20 protein-coding genes are annotated in these 18,872 nt (G+C 60.9%); 8 read left to right on the plus strand and 12 right to left on the minus strand.

Features of this window, described 5'->3' with window-relative positions:
- Nucleotides 1-36 precede the first annotated feature (36 nt).
- Nucleotides 37-447: a cyclic nucleotide-binding/CBS domain-containing protein gene (locus ACO9S2_RS06270; protein ID WP_423721090.1), complete on the minus strand. Its 411-nt coding sequence runs from the start codon at nt 445-447 to the stop codon at nt 37-39.
- Between the two features lie 181 nt (nt 448-628).
- On the opposite strand from ACO9S2_RS06270, the gene ACO9S2_RS06275 reads away from it, so the two are divergent.
- The gene (locus ACO9S2_RS06275) at nt 629-1,951 is read left to right on the plus strand and encodes a UDP-glucose dehydrogenase family protein (RefSeq protein ID WP_423721091.1); all 1,323 of its coding nucleotides are present in this window, start codon (nt 629-631) and stop codon (nt 1,949-1,951) included.
- Nucleotides 1,952-1,969: 18 nt separating this feature from the next.
- Here the strand turns inward: ACO9S2_RS06275 and ACO9S2_RS06280 are convergent, their stop codons facing one another.
- From ACO9S2_RS06280 to ACO9S2_RS06310, 7 genes are all read right to left on the minus strand, one after another.
- Nucleotides 1,970-2,677 carry a HEAT repeat domain-containing protein gene (locus ACO9S2_RS06280; RefSeq protein WP_423721092.1) on the minus strand — a complete coding sequence of 236 codons (708 nt, stop codon included), beginning with the start codon at nt 2,675-2,677 and terminating at the stop codon, nt 1,970-1,972.
- A gap of 33 nt (nt 2,678-2,710) precedes the next feature.
- Nucleotides 2,711-3,475, minus strand: coding sequence for a HEAT repeat domain-containing protein (locus ACO9S2_RS06285; RefSeq protein WP_423721093.1), 765 nt, complete (start codon nt 3,473-3,475; stop codon nt 2,711-2,713).
- Nucleotides 3,468-4,568 (minus strand): HEAT repeat domain-containing protein, encoded by a 1,101-nt coding sequence (locus ACO9S2_RS06290; protein WP_423721094.1) that lies wholly within the window; start codon nt 4,566-4,568, stop codon nt 3,468-3,470. Before ACO9S2_RS06290 ends, ACO9S2_RS06285 begins: the two co-directional genes overlap by 8 nt.
- A 20-nt stretch (nt 4,569-4,588) precedes the next feature.
- On the minus strand, nt 4,589-5,674 hold the full coding sequence (locus ACO9S2_RS06295; protein WP_423721095.1) for a HEAT repeat domain-containing protein: 1,086 nt from the start codon (nt 5,672-5,674) through the stop codon (nt 4,589-4,591).
- A 109-nt stretch (nt 5,675-5,783) separates the two neighbouring features.
- Nucleotides 5,784-7,148: a HEAT repeat domain-containing protein gene (locus ACO9S2_RS06300; RefSeq protein WP_423721096.1), complete on the minus strand. Its 1,365-nt coding sequence runs from the start codon at nt 7,146-7,148 to the stop codon at nt 5,784-5,786.
- Between the two features lie 3 nt (nt 7,149-7,151).
- Nucleotides 7,152-7,607 (minus strand): hypothetical protein, encoded by a 456-nt coding sequence (locus ACO9S2_RS06305; RefSeq protein WP_423721097.1) that lies wholly within the window; start codon nt 7,605-7,607, stop codon nt 7,152-7,154.
- Nucleotides 7,608-7,617: 10 nt separating this feature from the next.
- A complete protein-coding gene (locus ACO9S2_RS06310) occupies nt 7,618-8,637 on the minus strand; it encodes an alkaline phosphatase family protein (protein ID WP_423721098.1) in 1,020 nt (339 codons plus the stop codon).
- Between the two features lie 203 nt (nt 8,638-8,840).
- Here ACO9S2_RS06310 and ACO9S2_RS06315 point away from each other — a divergent pair, with 203 nt between their 5' ends.
- From ACO9S2_RS06315 to ACO9S2_RS06325, 3 genes are all read left to right on the plus strand, one after another.
- On the plus strand, nt 8,841-9,440 hold the full coding sequence (locus tag ACO9S2_RS06315; RefSeq protein ID WP_423721099.1) for a hypothetical protein: 600 nt from the start codon (nt 8,841-8,843) through the stop codon (nt 9,438-9,440).
- 584 nt (nt 9,441-10,024) lie between these two features.
- Entirely contained in the window at nt 10,025-10,558 is a 534-nt protein-coding gene (locus ACO9S2_RS06320; protein ID WP_423721100.1) for a hypothetical protein, read from the plus strand.
- A gap of 90 nt (nt 10,559-10,648) precedes the next feature.
- A complete protein-coding gene (locus ACO9S2_RS06325; RefSeq protein ID WP_423721101.1) occupies nt 10,649-11,917 on the plus strand; it encodes a hypothetical protein in 1,269 nt (422 codons plus the stop codon).
- Between the two features lie 80 nt (nt 11,918-11,997).
- Here ACO9S2_RS06325 and ACO9S2_RS06330 read toward each other — a convergent pair whose 3' ends face one another.
- On the minus strand, nt 11,998-12,837 hold the full coding sequence (locus ACO9S2_RS06330; protein ID WP_423721103.1) for a uroporphyrinogen-III synthase: 840 nt from the start codon (nt 12,835-12,837) through the stop codon (nt 11,998-12,000).
- Between the two features lie 8 nt (nt 12,838-12,845).
- Complete coding sequence (locus ACO9S2_RS06335) at nt 12,846-13,676, minus strand: formylglycine-generating enzyme family protein (RefSeq protein ID WP_423721104.1); 831 nt, start codon at nt 13,674-13,676, stop codon at nt 12,846-12,848.
- A 153-nt stretch (nt 13,677-13,829) separates the two neighbouring features.
- On the opposite strand from ACO9S2_RS06335, the gene ACO9S2_RS06340 reads away from it, so the two are divergent.
- The 4 genes from ACO9S2_RS06340 to ACO9S2_RS06355 are packed head-to-tail and all read left to right on the plus strand — an operon-like array spanning nt 13,830 to nt 17,402.
- Nucleotides 13,830-14,273, plus strand: a complete 444-nt coding sequence (locus tag ACO9S2_RS06340; RefSeq protein WP_423721105.1) for a VOC family protein — start codon at nt 13,830-13,832, stop codon at nt 14,271-14,273.
- Nucleotides 14,270-15,901: an MBL fold metallo-hydrolase gene (locus ACO9S2_RS06345; RefSeq protein WP_423721106.1), complete on the plus strand. Its 1,632-nt coding sequence runs from the start codon at nt 14,270-14,272 to the stop codon at nt 15,899-15,901. The genes ACO9S2_RS06340 and ACO9S2_RS06345 overlap by 4 nt, the downstream gene beginning before the upstream one ends.
- Nucleotides 15,902-15,938: 37 nt before the next feature.
- Nucleotides 15,939-16,961 (plus strand): NAD-dependent epimerase, encoded by a 1,023-nt coding sequence (locus tag ACO9S2_RS06350; protein WP_423721107.1) that lies wholly within the window; start codon nt 15,939-15,941, stop codon nt 16,959-16,961.
- 48 nt (nt 16,962-17,009) lie between these two features.
- Nucleotides 17,010-17,402, plus strand: coding sequence for a nuclear transport factor 2 family protein (locus tag ACO9S2_RS06355; protein ID WP_423721109.1), 393 nt, complete (start codon nt 17,010-17,012; stop codon nt 17,400-17,402).
- 14 nt (nt 17,403-17,416) lie between these two features.
- Here the strand turns inward: ACO9S2_RS06355 and ACO9S2_RS06360 are convergent, their stop codons facing one another.
- Both ACO9S2_RS06360 and ACO9S2_RS06365 read right to left on the minus strand, forming a co-directional pair.
- Nucleotides 17,417-17,974, minus strand: a complete 558-nt coding sequence (locus tag ACO9S2_RS06360; RefSeq protein WP_423721110.1) for a hypothetical protein — start codon at nt 17,972-17,974, stop codon at nt 17,417-17,419.
- 190 nt (nt 17,975-18,164) lie between these two features.
- Nucleotides 18,165-18,851, minus strand: coding sequence for an HAD family hydrolase (locus tag ACO9S2_RS06365; RefSeq protein WP_423721111.1), 687 nt, complete (start codon nt 18,849-18,851; stop codon nt 18,165-18,167).
- Nucleotides 18,852-18,872: the final 21 nt, after the last annotated feature.

Genomic DNA, 18,872 nt, shown 5'->3' on the forward strand with positions numbered 1-18,872 from the left:
AGATTGCACATCGATACGGCAAATGAGAGGCGAGATTCACGACTGGCTCCCCCAGTTCTTGAAATAATGCAGTAAATCTCTCACGGACAGTATGCCGACGACCTCTCCGCCCTCCACGACCGCAAGATGCCGGATACCGGCTTCAGCCATGCGATCGCTGGCATCGTGGGCGGATGCGGCACTATCGATGGTCACCAACGGAGTACTCATAACCGCGCGAACCAACGTCTGGGCCGGGGCCAGCGACTCCGCCAGCACCTTTCGCACGAGATCCGATTCGCTCACGATCCCGAGATCATGACCCTGGTCTCGAACCAGCAATGCGCCGACCTTCGCGGAGGCCATCTGTTTTGCCGCCTCAGCCACCGAGGCGTCGGGGCGGATCGTTTGAATGACCGGCCGCATCATCACTGCAATCGGCCGCTGGATTCCGCCCGACCTGGACACAGGCACCCCTCCTGTCAAATTCGAGGGGGATTCTACTCACCCGATTTTCAAAGAGTCAACGAAGCGACCTTCCCAAAGAGGGAAACCCATCCCGATTACTTCACGCATTTCATTGCTCCCCCTTTCCCTCATTGTTATACTCCCCTGTGTTTTGCACCCTCTCACGTAGGAGACTCGGCTCATGCACATCAGCGTCATCGGAACCGGCTATGTTGGACTCGTCACAGGAGCCTGCTTTGCGGAATTTGGCGTCAACGTCACCTGCATGGATACAGACGCAAAACGAATCGCACAGCTGGAAAAAGGCGAAGTGCCGTTCTTCGAGCCCGGGATCACCGAACTCGTCGCCAAGGGGATCAAGGAAAACCGCCTCACATTCACCACGGACATTGCGCGAGCCGTCGACAAAGCGCTGGTGATCTTTATTGCGGTCGGCACGCCGCCCAAATCGGATGGGTCAGCGGATTTGTCCTACGTCGAGGAAGTGGGACGGGGAATCGCCAAGCACATGACCGGCTACAAAGTGATCGTCACGAAGTCGACGGTGCCGGTGGGAACCGGCGAGAAACTCCGAGAAGTCATCACGGCGCACCAATCGGACCGGTTCCGATTCGATGTTGTGTCGAACCCGGAATTCCTCCGTGAGGGGTCGGCGATCGAGGATTTCATGCGTCCCAATCGCGTGGTCATTGGCGCGGACAGCGAGCAAGCCGTCGCCATCATGAAAGACCTGTATCGCCCCCTCTATCTCATCGAAACGCCGTTTGTCACCACCGACGTGCCGACGGCGGAGATGATCAAGTACGCCTCGAACGCCTTCCTCGCCGTTAAGATTTCCTTCATCAACGAGATGGCCACCGTCTGCGAACGGGTGGGGGCCAACGTGCAGATGGTGGCCAAAGGCATGGGACTGGACCACCGGATCGGCAGCAAATTTCTCCATGCAGGCCCGGGATTCGGCGGATCCTGTTTCCCGAAAGACCTCGCCGCGCTGGTACAGACGGGAGATCGAGTGGGCTATCCCTTCCAGATCGCCGGGGCAGCGGCCAAGGTGAACTACGAACAACACCTGCGTATGGTCACAAAAGTTCGCGAGGCCTGTGGCGGCCTACAGGGCAAGACGCTCGGGGTCCTGGGACTCTCCTTTAAGCCCAATACCAACGATATGCGGGAAGCGCCGTCGCTAACGATTCTGAGCGCCTTGATAAAGGAAGGGGCCACAGTGCGAGGATACGATCCCGTGGCGATGGAAGAAGCAACCAAGCTGATCCCGGGCATGATTCCCTGCAAGGACATGTATGATGTGGCCGAACATGCGGATGGGCTCATCATCATGACCGAATGGAACCAGTTCCGGAACCTGGACTTCGTGCGCCTGAAGCAAGCCATGCGGCAGCCGCTCTTACTTGATCTCCGGAACGTCTACGATTCCGAGCGGGTCACCGGACATGGCTTCCGCCACGTCTCGGTCGGCCGACCGACCAGAGAACCGCGCCCCGCATAAGCGGGATCCGCTGCCCGCCTACGTCAAGCGTGGCAACTCGACCGCGGCCTCGGACTTGGCCTTCGGCTTGTAGCCCATCCGGTCCAGCACCTTCATAATCCTGGTCTTCAAGCGATCGTCGGCATCCGTCAAGGCCGTCGCCAGAGGTTCCACAGCCGGCTTGCCGATCTTCCGGATGATCTCGGTGGCTGACTGCCGGATTTCATCTTCTTCCGACACCAGCAACGGCACCAATGACGACACGGAGACCCCACCCAGCTTGATCAACGAATCGTAGGCCCGCTGCCGGACATCGCCGACTTCGTCGGTGAGCGCATTCACCAGCGGCATCACTGCTCGCTGATCCTTGAGCTCACCCAACACTTCCGCCGCATATTTCCGGTTCAGCCAGTGCGGGTCCTTGAGGTCCAGCAACATCGCGTCGGCTTTCGCCGCATTCGGGTCTTTCGCACGGATCCGGAAGCTCTTCGCGACCCGCTTTCCGCCTTCTTCAACCACGCGAATCGTCGCGCCGTCGCCGACCTTCAGCTTCTTGAGATCCTCGAGCGCTTCCTCCGCCACTTCGAGCACGACGGTCTTGCCGTCGTAAGCCAGCAGCTCGACTTCGACCTGCTTCGCTTCCGGATTGACGGCGACAACCCGCTCGGTGACGAGGTTGAATCCGTCTTTTTTCTCGCCGCCCTTCGGACCGATCTGAATTAACTTCACTGGAGCTTCTTCTGCCATAACGTGTGTCCTTCTTCTGAATGTAGTGAGCGGTTATTGACCCGATTTCCAACCGAGACTCGCCAGCACTCCTTCCACGGTTTCCTGCACCATCGTATTTTCATCTTCGAGCAGCGGCAGGAGCGGTTGAATCGCTTCCTTGGCCCCAAGCCTGGCCAGCGACTCCGCCGCATTCCGGCGCACGAGCCAATCTTCATCCTTTAAAGACTCGATCAAGGGACTGACGCTGCGTTGATCTCCGATTTTACCAAGCGCTTCGGCGGCATGTCGCCGCACCATCCAATTGTTTCCCAAGAGGCCGTCGATCAAGGCCTCGACCGCCCGCACATCGCCGATCTTCTTCAACACCCGGGCGACATCTTCCCGCAGCGTACTGTCTGTCAGCGCGTCAATCAAGCCGGGCACCGCGCGGGGATCGCCGATCCGTTCCAGCGCCCACACCGCGGCGGTCCGCACCGCCCCGTCTTTATCCTTGAGCGCGTTCACAAGCGGCTCCACGCCGCGGGGATCTTTCAGCTTCCCGAGTCCGGATGCCGCCTGCTCGCGAATCGCCCACTCATCGTCCTGCAGCGCATCGAGCAAGGCATCGACCACCGTCGGCCCGATCCGCACCACCGCCGTCGTGGCCGCCTCACGAATAACTACATCCTCGTCCGCCATCAGACCGATCAAGCGGGGCACCGCATCGGGCCCCATCTGTCCCAGGCTCGCGATGGCATGGTCGCGCAACGCTTCGTTCTCGTCGCGCAACGCGGAAATGAGAAGATCGATCCGATCCGACTCCGTCTCGTTACTCATCCTCGTCCTGTCCTTCCTCTCCCGTGACCGGCGTCCCGGCCATGGCTTCCAGTTTGTCGGCGATCAAACCGGCGTTATAGGCCACCAGCCCGTCGCGATCCGTCCTCAGCCGATCGAACAGCTCCTTGTGCGGACGCAAGGCCTCCACATCCTTAATCTTCGCCAACGCCTCCATCGCGTACACGCGGAGCGGACGGATCGGAATCGCCTCAAGATAGAGTTGCATCGGGCGGGCATCGCCGATCAATCCCAGCGCCTTGATCGCCAGCTCCTTCACGCCGGTATCCTTGTCGTGCGCCAGCCGCTTCATCAGGGGTTCCACGGCGCGCACATCGGCGATCTTCCCCAGAAGATCGGCCGCCGCCTCGCGCACAAGCCAATCCTCGTCTTCGAGATATTCGATCAGGATTTCGACGCTCGGCCGGCCGATTCCCAAGAGATTGATGACCGTGGACATCCGTGCTTCTTCACGCTCACTGGCCCCTTCCACATCACGAAGCGCATTAAACGTATCGTCGATCCGCTCGCGGATGGCGCTCAGTTTTTTCAACGTGCCAACCGCGATGTCCCGCACCGCCGGCTGCCCCATCGCGTCGATGAAAGCATCGATGGAGCGGGGATCCAACAGCTGATCCAGCATCAACGCGGCCGTGACCTGCGCCTCCTGATCCGGATGCTTGAGCATCTCACACAGTGGGATCACGGCGGTCGGAATCGCCCCGACCAGATGCGTCATCACGTGCCGGACCTCCCCCTCCTGAGTCTTGAGAAGCAGCGCGACTAGCGCCGAGGCGGTATCCGTATCGAGCACCCCGGCCATGTGCTCCAACGCTGAGGCCCCGGCTTTCCGCACCCCCTCATCTGCATCTTCAAGCAGACCGACGAGCGCGACCCCTGCCTGCGGATCTTTCATCCGAGCCAACATCGCCGCCGCTTCTTTCTTTAGATCGGTCGTCCCTGAGCGGAGCGCCTCAACCAGGGCCTGCACGGCCCGTGGTCCTCCGGCCACACATGCAGCCGTCGCGCGCATCCGGCGCCAGTCCTCTTCATGGACCAGTTCAGAGACTAATGTTTCAATCGTTTCCTTTGACATAGGCTCCAGCAACCGGGACGCTACACTCGCCCGGGCCGCCATCCCGCCAGCGCCAGCGCTTCCTTCACGTGATACCGGATATTTTCATCCCTGGGACCGGTGAGCAGCGGGAGGAGAAAGGGAACCGCTTTGGCCCCGAACTTTCCGAGGGCCGCCGCCGCCTCCGCTCTGGTGAACGTCGGCTCCAATGCCGTCACCAGGCAGGGAATCGAGGAGTCATCGCCGATGATGCCGAGGGCCCGGACCGCCGCGCCCTGCGTAATGACCTCTTCATTCCATTGATCCCCGCACCCCGCGACGGCGCGCGGCGCTTCAAGCGGGCGCGTCCCTTCGACCACCTCAATCAATACCGGAACCGCTCGGCGATCGCCGATCCGTCCGAGCGCTTCGACCGCCAAGGTTCGCAATCCCGGCTCTTTCATCGCCGTGAACAAAAACTCGACGGCCTGGGGATCACCGATCTCGCCGAGCGCCCGCACCGCGTCCTCACGAATCGCCGAATCCTGATCGTTGAATAAAACCGACAACAGCGGTTCCACCGCCTTCTGCGACTTCATTTTCCCTAACGATTCGACGGCATGGAGACGGACCAGCCACTCCGCATGCTGCAGGGTGTCCAGCAGCGCCGGAATCGCCGCTTCACCGATGGCAGCCAGGGCCGTCGCCACTTCCTCTCGCACCGCTTTGACTTTATCTTGCAGCAACGGCAGGAGGGGCGCGATGGCCGAGACCTCTTGCACCCGTCCCAGTGCCTTGGCCGCATGCATGCGCACGATCCAATCATGACTCCGCAACGCGTCCTTCAGCGGATCGAGCACCCGCTGATCCGCAATGGACGCGAGAATCGCCGAAGCCGCCTCCTGCACCGTCAACTCAGGGTCGGATAGACAGGCTCCCAACGCCGGGACCGACGGTTCGCCGATCGCCGTCAGCGCGCCGATTGCCGCTTCGCGGACCGAGCGGTCGCGGTCGCGCAACACCGACACCAGCGGGATGACCGCCCTCGGATCTTTCAGGGTACCAAGGAGACAGGCCGCCTCTTCACGAATGGCCCAGTCCTCATCCTTGAGGGCCGCGATCTGCTCCGCCACCGAATCCGCCACCATGGACCTCCTGGATCGAGCCGACAACCCTAACACACGGTTTTTTACAGGGTCAACGGAGCGTGCCTGGGGGGCGGGGGAATGAGTGAGGATCGAGCAAAAGACCAAAACTCTAGCTGGATTTGGCCACGTCGCCGGAAGGACCGAAGCGCCCTGTATCGCCGAGAGGCCGATCGACACGGAGGTTGTCCGCCTGGCTGGAATCGATGGCCACTTCTTCAGCAGGCGGCGACCACCCGAGTTTTTCCAATGTCTCCAAGACGATCAACCGGAGCGCGTCTTTGGCCGTCAGTCGCACGGAGGCGTAGGACAGCACTCGTTCTCCCTCGGCTTCCACTTCAGACGCCTTGGGATCATAGAGGAAGGCAATCAGCGGCTCGATGGCCGTGTCGCCGATGATCGTCAACGCGGCGGCGGCTTTCTCGCGCAACACCCCGTCCTTGAGCAACATGATGAGATCGGGAATCACGCGCGGATCGCGGAACTGCCCGAGGGCGGTCGCCGCGGCTTCCTTGATAAAGGCATCCTCGCTCACGATACAGCCCGGCGTCGGGGATCCTTCCTGCTTGATCCCTTTCCCCTTGAGCGCGTCGAGAACCGCCGGCAGCGCGCGCGGATCGCCGATCATGCCGAGGGAGGCGATCGCATGCCGCTTGACGGCCCCGTCTTTCATCGCTTCCAGCAGGGCGTCGATGGCCCGAGAATCTCCGATCATGCCCAGGGCAATGGTCGCATCCTCGCGAACCGCACGGTCCGGATCCTTCAGGGTGACGATCAGGGCATCCACCACTTTGGCATCGCGCACCCATGTCCGGCCGATCTGATAGTCGGTCGTCATGCCCCCCAGGGCCCTGGCCGCATGGCACCGCACGACAAAATCTTTATCCTTCAGACTCTCGATCAACGGATCGACGGAGGGCTGGCCGATATAGATCAGCGCCGTCCCGGCCGTTTCCCGCACGATCTTGGAGGAGTCCCGGAACAACTTGATCAACGCCGGCACCGCCTTGGGATCGCCGATTTTGCCCAACGCTTCGGCCGCCGCGCTCTTCACCGCTCCATCACGGTCGCGGCAGGCGACCATTAATGCATCGACCGCCTTCTTGTCGCGCAACTCACCGCAGGTCTTCGCGGCATGCTCCCGCACCCGCCACCGTTCATCCTTGAGCGCCGCAATCATGCGGTCCAGCACTGCCGGTCCCATCTTGGCGGCCGCCTCAACCGCCTGGTTGCGCACTTCCATGATGGCGTCGTTGAACAGCCCGATCAGGGCATCCACCGCCTTAGGGCCGCCGATCTTGGCGGCGGCACAGCCGGCATAGGCGCGCACCGACCAGAAATCGTCGCCACAGGCACTGACCAACGCGTCGATGGACTTCGGATCGGCGAGATCAGCCAGCGCCTTCGCGGCTTCTTCCCGCGTCGCGTCGTCTACGTCTTCAAGGGCTTCTAAGAGGTCATCCAGGGTGTGTGTCATAGTTTAGGGGTTCTGTTCGTAGTACTGATCCCGTTGGCCCCCGTGGGGGTACATTCGCTTGCAACGCACAACCAGAGTCTGAGTCCCACGGCCCTCGATACACTGATCGAGCGACTTCGAAAAGTCGATCGTCCCGTCCAGATTGACCATGAAGGGAAAATCGAACGTGAAACTGATGAATTTGTACTTTCCCGGCTTGAGCAGAAGTTCCCGCGGCTCAGACGTTTTATAGGCGTCTGAGGTTTCAGGATCCAAGGTCCAAATCGTCGGTGTGACGCCAGGGACCTGCCACCAGGATTGCGGCACCAGCTTCGTCGCGTCAATGGTAATCGCATGTTCCTTGAGATGGGCCGGGGGAGGTCCCGCCTGTCCTTCGGACGTCCACAAAGAGGCCGTGAGGCCCAATACGATCACACCCGCGAGGGAAACAACCCGTTGGCGAAGAAATCTGGATGTCATGATCACACGCCTATTTCCTGGAGGAAGCGTCGGCCGGCGCCACTGCCGCCGCTTGAAAAATTTCCTCGACGGCCTTGCTGTCCCACTCTGTGTGCGTTTCGAGGCCGAGGATGCGCATCACCGTCGCCCCTGTGTCGATAATGGACACCGGCTGGTGAATGACCTGACCGCGCTTGATCCCGACACCGGAGGCAATCCAGGGCACGATCGGCGTAGCCGTTGTGGTGGGGGCCTCCCCGTTGAGATCCGTGCCGGGACCGCTGAGGGCCGTCACCACGACCGTCGTCCGATTCGATAGGCCATGTTCCTTGAAGACATCCATGACGGATTTCATGGCCGCATCCACTGCCTGCAGGGCCTGGCGGTACTCTTTCGAATTCCATCCATGCGCGGCACCGGCCCGGCCGGCTTCCGGAAGATGAACAACCAGCAGATGCGGCAGCGAGAGAATCGCATGACCGTAGCCATGCCCGCTCGTGGCTTTCTGGAAATATTGGCGTATGTAAGACACGATCTTGTCCGGATGGCACTCGGGGCGCAGCGCGCCGCAGAGTTGATAGTCGGTATAAGGCTCCGGTCTGGCGAGCTGATAGAGGGACTCGTCCATATAGAAAATGGCGCTGTCCCGGCCGCCGCTCAGATCGAGATAATCGAACATGCTGGGCGAGCGCGGATAGCCGCGGCTGAATTCAAATGCGTTCCACGTAATGCCATGCTTCTCAACAGGCATCCCGGTCACGAGCGACGCCATGGTCGGCAAACGCAACGCCGGGTTGACTCCGGTTGCCGACCAGGTCACGGCCCCCTCCTTGATGAGCTTGCTGAGGACCGGCATCGTCCCGCCCTTCAGCGAGTCCTGCCCGAATCCCTCCAGGACGAACAGAATCACATGCTCGGGAGCCCCCGCCAGCGCCTCAATCGCTTTTGATGCGGCGGCTTCAACCGGAGACACCGCCCCGGAAAGCATCTCGAGCCCGATCAGAGATAGGCAGACAAAGAACGCGAAAAAAAGATGAGCTGGATGACGCATGGACAGATCCAACATTCCTTTCACCCGTCAGGGGATGAGTAACTTAGCACGCGAATTTTCTGGAAGGCAAGCCGGCCGGAATCCCGACCACGCGCTGGCGAAACAGGGGTGCTGGTGCTATGCTGATACGCATCGAGGATCAGAAAATTGCTGTCATCCTGCAAGGCTCTGGTGCGTCATGACTCTGTGAGAGGGGCAAGACGATGCCCGGTCCGCCAGTCCCACAGACAGCCGTCGCGCTTCTCGGTCCCCACCCAACCCGTTCCCCGTGCCTCGCGTCGCTCTTGCTTGCCGCGATGATGCTCTGGGCCCAAGCGGGGCACGCCGAAATTCGAATCGTGAGCGCCCAAGGCGAACATCGGATGGGGGACCGGGATACCCGGGAAGATGCTCTCCGACTCGCCACAGAACAGGCGAAACGGAACGCCTTGGAGCAGGTCGCCACGTACCTGGAAAGCGTCACGGTCGTGGACGGGCTGGACATCACCAGGGACGAAATCCGGACGTACACGGCGGGATTGATCCTCGTCCTCGATCAACAGACCAACACGACTCTCGACGGCGACGCGATCGTCGTCAAGACCGATCTGATCGCGCAGATCGATACGGAAGAAGTAAGTCATGCCATCGCCGCCTTGCGGGAAAACGAGGATGCGCGCCATCAGCTCGTCGCGCTCACACAGGAAAATGAACAGCTTCAGCAGGAACTCGACGCAGCCAATCAAGCCCTCGCGGATGCGACGACGCTCGATCAGGCCCAGCGGGCCACCCAGCACCGGCAGGAAATCCTGGACCGCGTGTAATCCAACGCGATGGTCTCCCAGGCCTGGACCGACTGGGTGCTCGTCCCGCCCGTCCTCTCTCCCTATCCATGGATCGGCCTCGTCCCAACCCATGCGCTGCTGAATGTGGCCCTCGGGCTGTACCCGGCAAGTCCCCACGTTGCCCTCGCCCGACACGTCATCACCAGCAAACACCCGCCGGCCCCCGACACCGTTCAACCGGCCATGCCACGCCACCAGGTCGTTCCGCGCCCCGGCTCACCGGGAGTTCCGCGAACCCTGAATGAAATCATCCATACCGCCCCCGCTGCGCCACCGCAGGCCGGCCAGCAGCCCTCCGGCCACACAGAGTCGCCGACACAGCCATTGATGCGACAACGCCGTTCATGGGGCCAGCCCGGCGACTACCGACAACTTACGTCCCCATCAGGCTCTCAACCTCCGGTCGCACGCCGGCTACCTCCGACCATCAATCAGATTCGTCCGCCTCTCCAGCACCAGGTTCCTCGCGTCCCCTATCAAGTGGCACCCCGGGCCTCCGAAGGCGGCAATCGCGGGGGAGGGGGAGAGCACAGCGGATACGGCAGGGGCCGACGAGGACGATAATGACGACATCCTGCGACAGACTTCTGGTCATTACGTCGCTCTGCGGACTCCTGACAGGAAGTTCCCGGCTCCCAGCACATGCCGCAGAGCCTGGAGAGGTGAGACAGCACGCCGATCAATCCTTCGACCGTCTCTGGCAACAGCCCGAGTCGAAGGGCGACAGACAATCATCGGCGAACACCCCCGCAACCGGGGGAGAAGGAATCGGCGGCTATTCCTCTGAAAAGTACTGGATCGGCAAAGGCCAAGGCGATCTCGCCAAGGGGAAAATCGTCTGCCAACGAGTATCGGAACTCTCCGCCCGGACCGACCTCGCCAAACAAATCCGGGTCATGGTCAAGGAACATATGGTGGACCGCGTCCGGGACCGGAGCGGCCGCGAGCCTGAACAGGACATCGAATTGACCCGGGAGGAAATCGTTCAGGAATACCTGCAGGATGTGAGGATCCTCGATCACCGGATCGACGAAGACAATAAGACCTGCCACGCCACCGCCGTCATGCCGAGAACCTCTTTGCAGCCGAAACCCTAACAGATACTGACAAGACTCCCCCATCCCCTCACCCCTGACGCTTCGCACGATTGCACTTCTGCGCTGACTTGCGGTAAGAACCTCGTCGCCATGCCCAACGAAAACAATTTCCAGCACGATGAACTGTCCAGAAAAAGCCCGGGAGACAGGCTGCGCACCGCCGAATTGACCCCGGGCGCGCTCTCCGAATCGCCAGCCTGGTTTGATGCGATGGCGCAATATGGGGCACAGCTTGCCCAGGCCGGTGTCCGGGCGATCGTCCTGCTCCACGGGTCCATCGTCGGCACCGACGTGTTCGGAATGCAGCGGCTGGATGAAGTCGGGGGACTCAAGCGGGGCTATTCGCGCGGCGTGTCAGGCGTCGATGCGCTGCTCGCCGCCATGCGCGAAGGAGGAAACGGGATCCCGCCATTGTCAGGCGGACTGACCATTCCCCTCTCCCACGACGAGGCTACCAAGAAAGTCCTCGACGCTCAGGTCGGTGATGCAGGAAATTTTACCGCTGCCTACACAGCCTTGTTGGAGCAGGCCCTGAATAAAAACCTCACAACGCCCATTCCCTGTGTGCGCCTATTGTGGTCCTCGGCGCATCATCACGTCGGACGCGCCATCGCAGCCGTCCAGCTGTTGAACGACCTCCGTACCCTCTGCGAACAACACCACCTCGCGGCAGGAAATAGAATTCTCCTCCTCGCGCACGGACAGGCGGGCTTAGTCGCCGCCCTGGCCTCGAATCTGCTGTGCCCCAGCCCGATCACAGGACGACCGAAACTGTTTCATCTCCTCACCACTGCGCCACAGACAGGCCATGCCGACGCCGCATCATTGATTCAGCGCATCGAACCGCTCTTAAACGCTGGAACCCTCTTGAACAGTGCGCATTTGGACATCGTCACGCTCGGGACACCCGTCCGCTATGGGTGGGATCCGTCAGGGATCGGCCGGCTGCTGCACGTCGTCAACCATCGGAACTTGCGCACCGACGGGAAAACCTGGCTCTCAAAAATGGAGCTCCCCCAAGTTACGATGGAAATGCCCATTGCCTGGGGCGGCGACTATGTTCAGGAACTCGCGGTGGCCGGCAGCGATGCCGTCCCGGCAAGCGAGGCGGTCAAAGCGGTCAACAAAGCCGTCTGGGAATTGCTCGAACCCTACGATGGATTTGAACGCTGGCTGGAATGCGCCCGCCGTGCCGTGCGTTTTCCAACCGATGGACAGTGCCTCCTGGCGGACTATAAAGACTGCACCGGCTCAACGAACATTCGCGAGCATTACTACGGCCATGCGGCCTATACCCGCCTCAACGCGATGCTGTTCAACACGGCCGAGATCGTCCGCTCTCTCTATAGCACCCAGTAACATCCCGCTCGCTCTCTGGAGAGCGTTGAACGGAAGGCCACGGCTTTGGGGGAAAACGTTCAAGAAACAGAGGCGGGGTGTTAGTGCGCTTTTGACTTCAGTAGATCCTGAATCTGCTCGCTGGCTTCCTTCACCAGAATCCCCATCTTAGAGTGTGACGGCTCGAAATCGACGGGCCAGTCGTAGTGGCGGAGACGCTCGCTGGCGGTCGGGCCGATCGAGGCGACCACCACCCGCTTCAGCGCCGCTCGAAACGGGTCAATCTTGCCATCCTGTTCCAGCACCTGCATGACATGGTCGATCTGCATCGCATTCGTCATCAACATGACCTGAACGTTCCCCGCAATGACCTGATCGAGCACCTGCCGAAGCGGGGTCAGATCTTCCGGCAACCCCCACTTGTAGACCGGCACGGGGAACACCTCAGCCCCCCGCTTGCGCAGGGCATCCAGGAGATCAGGATTGGAGATGCCATATTCCTGCACGGCCACACGCAGGCCTTTGACCGGCCGATATTCATCCAGCGTCGAGACGACATCCACCCAGGTGTTGGGCTCGGGAACTGTCAGCGTGGGGGTGATCCCGAGGGCCTTGAGCGCCGCCACCGGCTTGGGTCCCCGCGCCACGATGGCAGTTTGCTTCACCCCCACCAGGATCGAGGACATCGGATGGCGCGACCGGAGAATCTCAAAGAGCTCCGTCGTTCCGATGCCGGTCATCAGGATCAGAATATCAACCTGGCCTTCAATGAGACGGATGCCAAAGCGCAGGGCGGTCGGATTGTCCCGGATGGGCAGTTCGCGGAGGGCGGGGGTCACCAGCGGGCGCCCCCCGTAGCGTTCGATGAGCCGGGTCATCTCAGAGGCCATCCGGCTCTCGAACGCGGCAACTGTGATCCCCGAGAAGCCCTTGTCACTCATTGGTAGGCTTATTTCGCCGGCGCGTCCGTCGCGCAGCGGAATCCGGTCGATTCGTTCCGGATCGTGGGATCGCTATCCACACGGGTGAAGATGCGGACGGTGGGCGTCTCGTTCTGCCATCCGGCCCCGCGCAGGACTCGCTTCGTCCCGGACTCGGGACCTTTGGGATTCTTCGCCGGGCTCTTCTCGTAATACTTGCCGTCATACCAGTCGTTGACCCATTCCCAGACGTTGCCGGCCATGTCGTATACCCCGAACGGACTCTTGCCGGCCTCGTAACTGCCGACCGGCATCAAGGTCTTTTCGCCGATCCATTGCTGGTTAAAGTTGAGATGTTTGTTGGTCGGCTCGACGTTGCCCCAGGGGAATCGTCGATCGGCCGTGCCCTTGGCCGCTTTTTCCCACTCGGCTTCGGTCGGCAGCCGCTTGCCCGCCCACTTACAGTAAGCCTCTGCGTCGGCCCAATCCACATTGACGACAGGCCGATCAACGAGCGACTCGCCGATCGTGTCTCCCTGCCAGAGATTGCGGGTGGGGTTCTTCGGATTCTGTGGGATACGATGGCCCGTCGCTTTGACAAACTCGAGATACCGGCCGTTGGTCAGCTCGAACTTATCGATATAGAAGCTGCTCACGAACACATCGTGGCGCGGATATTCATCGCGCCCTCCGTCACGGTCGCCGTGCGGGACGCCCATGGGGAACGAGCCTTCAGGAATCAACACCATCGGGGCGCCATCTTTCCCTTTGACTTCTTTCTCAGGCCCATCGGCGAGCGACAGTGCGGGAATTGCCAGCAGGGACGCCACGGCCATCACAATGCGAAAAGGGACATTCATGACAGGCTACTCCTTTGTTCAACGAACGGATTTGCCATGGTACCACAGCCGTCCCTGATTCCGCAGGGGCTGATTTTCCGTTGACGGCTGGTGTGATGCCTCCCTACTATACGCTCGTCGATCGGAACCCTGGCTAAGGACAAGGCGATCTCCATGGCACTTCCGCAACATCGAGGACTCCGCCATCTGGCGCTGCGCGTCACCGACCTTCCGCGGTCGCGCCGATTTTACGAAGATCTGCTCGGTATGCAGGTGGTCTGGGAACCGGATGCCGACAATGTGTATTTCAGTTCAGGAAGCGATAACCTGGCACTCCACCAAATTCCCCCGGACGAACTGGCCGCCTATCAACCTCCGAAGGGCCAGCTCCTCGATCATGTCGGCGTGATTCTCGACGATCCGCAGGCGGTCGACCGGATGTTCGCCGATCTTGCCCCAAAGATCACCGGACTCGGCGGAACAGTGGTCAAACAGCCGAAGCAGCATCGCGACGGCAGCTACTCGTTTTATTTCTCGGACCCCGACGGCAACGTGATTCAAGCCCTCTACGAACCGACCATCAGCACACTTCGCTGGCAAAGTGAACGGACTACATGAGTCGGATCTGGGACAGCCTGCCCCGCCAGCATTACCTCAGTCTCGCTCCCTGGTGTTGGGTGCAATTGGAAAGCGGAGAAGCGCCCGGTCCGTTTCCCTTCGTGGCCGGCATCGCCCCTGAGGTCGTCGCCGGCCTGCACGAAGCCCACAGTCTACTCTCCAGTTCGATCGATACCGCCATCAGCGATGTGTTTTCGAAGCGCGCGCCGCTGGACGACCCCGATCGGCAGCGGCGGCTGGAAGATGCCTACGCCGAACTGGTGAATTCCCGCCCCTACTTAAAACAGCACATCCGTTGCGGACGGAAGCCGGACGGGACCTTTCAATGGGAGTTTCCAACCGATCCTACCAAGTCGGCGACCGTGACCAACGGCGGCCTCCGGATTTTTCACTCGGTCAAACGGCAGGCGATTCCTATCGGGTTTGACCAACGCCCCCTTGGACCGGTCGTGGGGAAAGTGCTTGGCATGTTGGACGGTACCCATCAAACCGATGCAATCAAAACCGTCGTCATGACCGCGCCGCGCGAGGCGCAACCGGTCCTGACCAGGCTGATTGACTCGCTGCATCAATATGAATGCCTGCTGAGTGTAGCAACACCATCGGTCCGCCAGCGCTGGTTCGACGTGGTGCAGGACCGCGACATGGTGCATCTGGGCCATGCGGCACTGCTCTATCGCCAGCAGAACAATGCCTTGCTCTTCGACCCCTGGCTGCTCCCCTGGTTTGCTGAGTCCTCAATCCCCTCCCTCTGGGGTTCGTTGCTGCCTAAACCGGCGGCCGTATTTCTTACCCACGACCACGACGATCACGTGGACCCGCGAACACTCCTGCATCTGCCCAAAGAAACCCCGATCGTCGTGCCCAGCCGCCGCAATCGCAAGAAGCTGCACTACGACTATCTCGGGCTCTTACGTGAGATGGGCTTCGGGCGGGTGATCGAACTGGCGCATGGTGAACGCTGGGATTTTGACGGCGGCGCGGTAATCTCCGTACCGTTTTACGGCGAGGACCCCTGTGACCTGGAGATGCCGAGAAACTGTTACTTGATCCACGACCGCGGACAGAACGTGCTGGTCCACGCAGACAGCGGCCCGACCAATTCAGGCCGCTCCGCGCTCAAGGACCATGTTATTCAACAGCTCGTCGAACAGTACGGACCGATCGCCCTCGTCCTGGCCTCACAGCAACAACTGCTCGAACTCCGCAGCTATGCCGCCCACGCCTCACTCTCCCATCCAGGGAAATGGCTGGATGTCGGCGAAAATGGCTACCTGACCAACGCCTACCTGGCGGAACTCTGCGCCGCAGCCCAGGCTAAGCTGTTTGTCTCCTATGCGACCGGCGGGGCGGACTGGTATCCGGATCACCTCTCCTTTATGTTCAGCCAGCGCAATCCGGCCAGAACCGCCTTGCTCACGGCTCACTGGGAGCCGCCTGAAACGCTACAACCCCTTCTCGCGCCGCATGATTGCGGGTATCATGGCGCTCGAGCGCTTGATATCTACCGGACTACCGCAGCAGGCGGCGTTGACGTCGTCTCCACCGGCGAGTCGCTGACCCCACTGGCGCTCCACCGCCTGGACCACGGCGATCCGCCCTTCATGAAATCAGGCGGCCGGTCCTAGCAGCATCCATGTTTTCTTCTCGAAGGAGTCTCGTCACATGAGCGGAACGCAATCACCGATTCTGGTCACCGGCGTCGCCGGCTTCATCGGCTTTCACGTCGCACAGCGGTTGCTGGAACGCGGAGACCGGGTCATCGGCCTGGACAACGTCAACGACTACTATGACGTCCGATTGAAAGAGGCGCGGCTGGCCAAACTGGCGAACGCCGACGGCTACCGGTTTCTGAAAATGGAGCTGGCCGACCGGGCGGGGATGAAGGCGCTGTTTGCCGACCATGGCATCAAGCGGGTCGTCCACCTGGCCGCCCAAGCCGGAGTGCGCTACTCACTGATCAATCCGCACGCCTATACGGAAAGCAACATCGAAGGATTCATGAACATTCTGGAGGGATGCCGGCATGCGAAGGTGGAGCACCTCGTCTACGCCTCGTCCAGCTCCGTCTACGGCGGCAATACCCATATGCCCTTCTCCATTCACGACAACGTGGATCATCCGGTCTCGCTCTACGCCGCCAGCAAGAAAGCCAACGAGTTGATGGCCCATTGCTATGCCCATCTGTACCGCCTCCCCTGCACCGGCCTGCGGTTCTTTACGGTCTACGGGCCATGGGGAAGGCCCGACATGGCGTTGTTTATCTTTACGAAAGCAATTCTGGAAGGGAAGCCGATCGAGGTCTTCAATCACGGCAAAATGAAACGGGACTTCACCTACGTGGACGACATCGTCGAAGGAATCATCCGCACCCTCGATCGTCCGGCGACGGCGAATCCCTCGTGGTCAGGCGACAAACCGGACCCCGGAACCAGTTCGGCGCCGGCCCGGGTCTATAACATCGGCAACCATCAGCCGGTGGAGCTGCTGCACTTTATCGACGTGCTGGAACAGGCGCTTGGCAAGAAAGCCGAAAAGAAGCTGATGCCGTTGCAGCCGGGGGATGTGCCTGCCACCTATGCCGATATCGACGACCTGGCCCGGGATGTCGGCTTCAAGCCCGCCACGCCGATCGAAGAAGGCATCCCGCGTTTTGTGAAGTGGTATCGAGAATTCTACCAGGTCTGACGGCGCTGTCAGACAGCGGGCCGCCGATCCGAAGGAGGATTCATCATCATGTCACTCTCTCCCGACGATATCCGCGATCGAGCCGATCGCTACTCTGCCGCCTGGCGCGCCCTTGATCCCACTGCCTGGACTGCCTGTTTTGCGGCCGATGCGGTCAGCCACGAACTCTATGGAGCCACGCCTGCGCAAGGGCATGCCGCTCTCAAGGTCCTCTTCCACACAATCGCCGGCGCTCTACAGAAAGTCACCATCCACGCGCAGGAGACGCACGTCGCCCACAACCGCGCAGCGGTCCTGTTTCATGGACAGGGCATTGGAAGGAATGGGAAGCCCGTCGAGGTTAAGGGGATTGATGTGTTCGAGTTCAACGAAGCGGGACACATCCAGACTTTCTGGGCTTATTGGGATCCCGCAGCCGTCCTCGCGAAGCTGCGGGCCTGAAATCTCAGCCGATCCTACTGGCAACCCACCGGCACAAACCCCGCCCCGAAGATCCGATTCAGCGCGAGATAGCGCGCATTGTCGTAGAACGAATAGCTGGGGCCCCGCTGATTCCGCCCGGTCGGATCGCCGCCGTAGGAGGGATCCGAGCCGAAATAGAAGCCGCCCCGCGTTTTTTCATTCAACCGCACCCATTCCCAGAACATCCCGCAAATATCGCCCCGGCTCCCTGTCGTCGAGGCATACCAGTCTTTGGCCCAATCCGGCACATTCTGCGCTCCACTCAGAGATCCGTACTCCAAAGCGGCCGCGGGATAGGAGGGTGGGTTCGTCCCGCCGATCGTGCGAGGAATCAACGGCATATGATCCAGCGAGGGAACAATGGACAGAGGCTTAAGAACCATGGCCCGACAGCCCGGTTTCTCCTTGTTCGTGTAAACAGACGTCCCGTCGGCTTGCGGACACTCCCAGGTTTCAGACGGCTCCGCCGGCGGCGGGGTATCGGCAAACACCGGATGTACCGTAACCAACGCGAGCATGGCGACCACTGAGAGTACACGACTCAGGCCCATAGAGCACCTCCGGGAGAAGAATGTGACCACACACCGGACATCGCTAAGCGGCCAATCTGCGCGTCGCGACGTGACCTCCTCACCCTACGGAACGCACCGCGCGCAAGTCTATGCCGCTTTGGAGGGGGAAAATGAGACCCGGAGCCGGTTTGCCGAGGTTGGCCTGCACAGGATTGCACCGCAAAAGCCGTCACCAGATGCGCACGAGAAGGTCTTCGGGATCCGCCCCTGCCAGCGAGGGCAGGACCAGATCGGCTTCGTGCAAGTGATCCGCGGAATAGGTTGTCGCCAGCCCGAGCACGAACATTCCGGCGGCGCGTGCGGCGCGAATGCCCGCCTTGGAGTCTTCAATAACGAGACATTCATTGGGCTGCAAGAGGGATAGAGGCGATGCGAGGCCGTTCAGCCGCGTGAGCGTCATGCGATAAATTGAGGGATCAGGTTTACCGGTGGAGCAGTCTTCCGCCGACACAGTCAGCTCGAAATCATGCTGAATGGGCGTCTGATCAAGTGCCCGGTCGATTTGCTCACGCCGGCCGCCTGAGGCAATGGCCAGTCGAGCCTGCCGCTTGGCCGCTTTCACAAACTCAACCACGCCGGGAAACAACGCCGGCTGGTGCGCGGCGGTATGGAGCCGGAACAGCTCCGCCTTCCGTTCCTGGACCTGCCGCATCACGCTCTCGTCGCTGTACCCGTCGCGAGCGGCCAGTAGCAATGCCGTGCAGATCCGCTCGTCCATCCCGAGATATCTGCCGTAGTAGTCTTCTTTCGACAAGCTCAGTCCGAATTCGTCGAGCGCCTGACAGAAGCAGTGCACATGCGGGGTCTCATCATCGGCAATGACCCCGTTGAAATCGAAAATGATGACCCGCAGCATTCGGTCTCCGATCCTTGTGTC

The sequence above is a fragment of the Nitrospira sp. NS4 genome (assembly GCF_049546785.1).
Taxonomy (GTDB): Bacteria; Nitrospirota; Nitrospiria; order Nitrospirales; family Nitrospiraceae; genus Nitrospira_D.

Excerpts from the sequence above, each read along its gene's own strand:
- ACO9S2_RS06335 (WP_423721104.1), bottom strand. The coding sequence starts at position 13,676 with ATGAATGTCCCTTTTCGCATTGTGATGGCCGTGGCGTCCCTGCTGGCA.
- ACO9S2_RS06345 (WP_423721106.1), top strand. The coding sequence starts at position 14,270 with ATGAGTCGGATCTGGGACAGCCTGCCCCGCCAGCATTACCTCAGTCTC.
- ACO9S2_RS06360 (WP_423721110.1), bottom strand. The coding sequence starts at position 17,974 with ATGGGCCTGAGTCGTGTACTCTCAGTGGTCGCCATGCTCGCGTTGGTT.
- ACO9S2_RS06325 (WP_423721101.1), top strand. The coding sequence starts at position 10,649 with ATGCCCAACGAAAACAATTTCCAGCACGATGAACTGTCCAGAAAAAGC.
- ACO9S2_RS06290 (WP_423721094.1), bottom strand. The coding sequence starts at position 4,568 with ATGTCAAAGGAAACGATTGAAACATTAGTCTCTGAACTGGTCCATGAA.
- ACO9S2_RS06280 (WP_423721092.1), bottom strand. The coding sequence starts at position 2,677 with ATGGCAGAAGAAGCTCCAGTGAAGTTAATTCAGATCGGTCCGAAGGGC.
- ACO9S2_RS06350 (WP_423721107.1), top strand. The coding sequence starts at position 15,939 with ATGAGCGGAACGCAATCACCGATTCTGGTCACCGGCGTCGCCGGCTTC.
- ACO9S2_RS06365 (WP_423721111.1), bottom strand. The coding sequence starts at position 18,851 with ATGCTGCGGGTCATCATTTTCGATTTCAACGGGGTCATTGCCGATGAT.
- ACO9S2_RS06330 (WP_423721103.1), bottom strand. The coding sequence starts at position 12,837 with ATGAGTGACAAGGGCTTCTCGGGGATCACAGTTGCCGCGTTCGAGAGC.
- ACO9S2_RS06310 (WP_423721098.1), bottom strand. The coding sequence starts at position 8,637 with ATGCGTCATCCAGCTCATCTTTTTTTCGCGTTCTTTGTCTGCCTATCT.
- ACO9S2_RS06275 (WP_423721091.1), top strand. The coding sequence starts at position 629 with ATGCACATCAGCGTCATCGGAACCGGCTATGTTGGACTCGTCACAGGA.
- ACO9S2_RS06320 (WP_423721100.1), top strand. The coding sequence starts at position 10,025 with ATGACGACATCCTGCGACAGACTTCTGGTCATTACGTCGCTCTGCGGA.
- ACO9S2_RS06355 (WP_423721109.1), top strand. The coding sequence starts at position 17,010 with ATGTCACTCTCTCCCGACGATATCCGCGATCGAGCCGATCGCTACTCT.
- ACO9S2_RS06295 (WP_423721095.1), bottom strand. The coding sequence starts at position 5,674 with ATGGTGGCGGATTCGGTGGCGGAGCAGATCGCGGCCCTCAAGGATGAG.
- ACO9S2_RS06315 (WP_423721099.1), top strand. The coding sequence starts at position 8,841 with ATGCCCGGTCCGCCAGTCCCACAGACAGCCGTCGCGCTTCTCGGTCCC.
- ACO9S2_RS06300 (WP_423721096.1), bottom strand. The coding sequence starts at position 7,148 with ATGACACACACCCTGGATGACCTCTTAGAAGCCCTTGAAGACGTAGAC.
- ACO9S2_RS06340 (WP_423721105.1), top strand. The coding sequence starts at position 13,830 with ATGGCACTTCCGCAACATCGAGGACTCCGCCATCTGGCGCTGCGCGTC.
- ACO9S2_RS06305 (WP_423721097.1), bottom strand. The coding sequence starts at position 7,607 with ATGACATCCAGATTTCTTCGCCAACGGGTTGTTTCCCTCGCGGGTGTG.
- ACO9S2_RS06285 (WP_423721093.1), bottom strand. The coding sequence starts at position 3,475 with ATGAGTAACGAGACGGAGTCGGATCGGATCGATCTTCTCATTTCCGCG.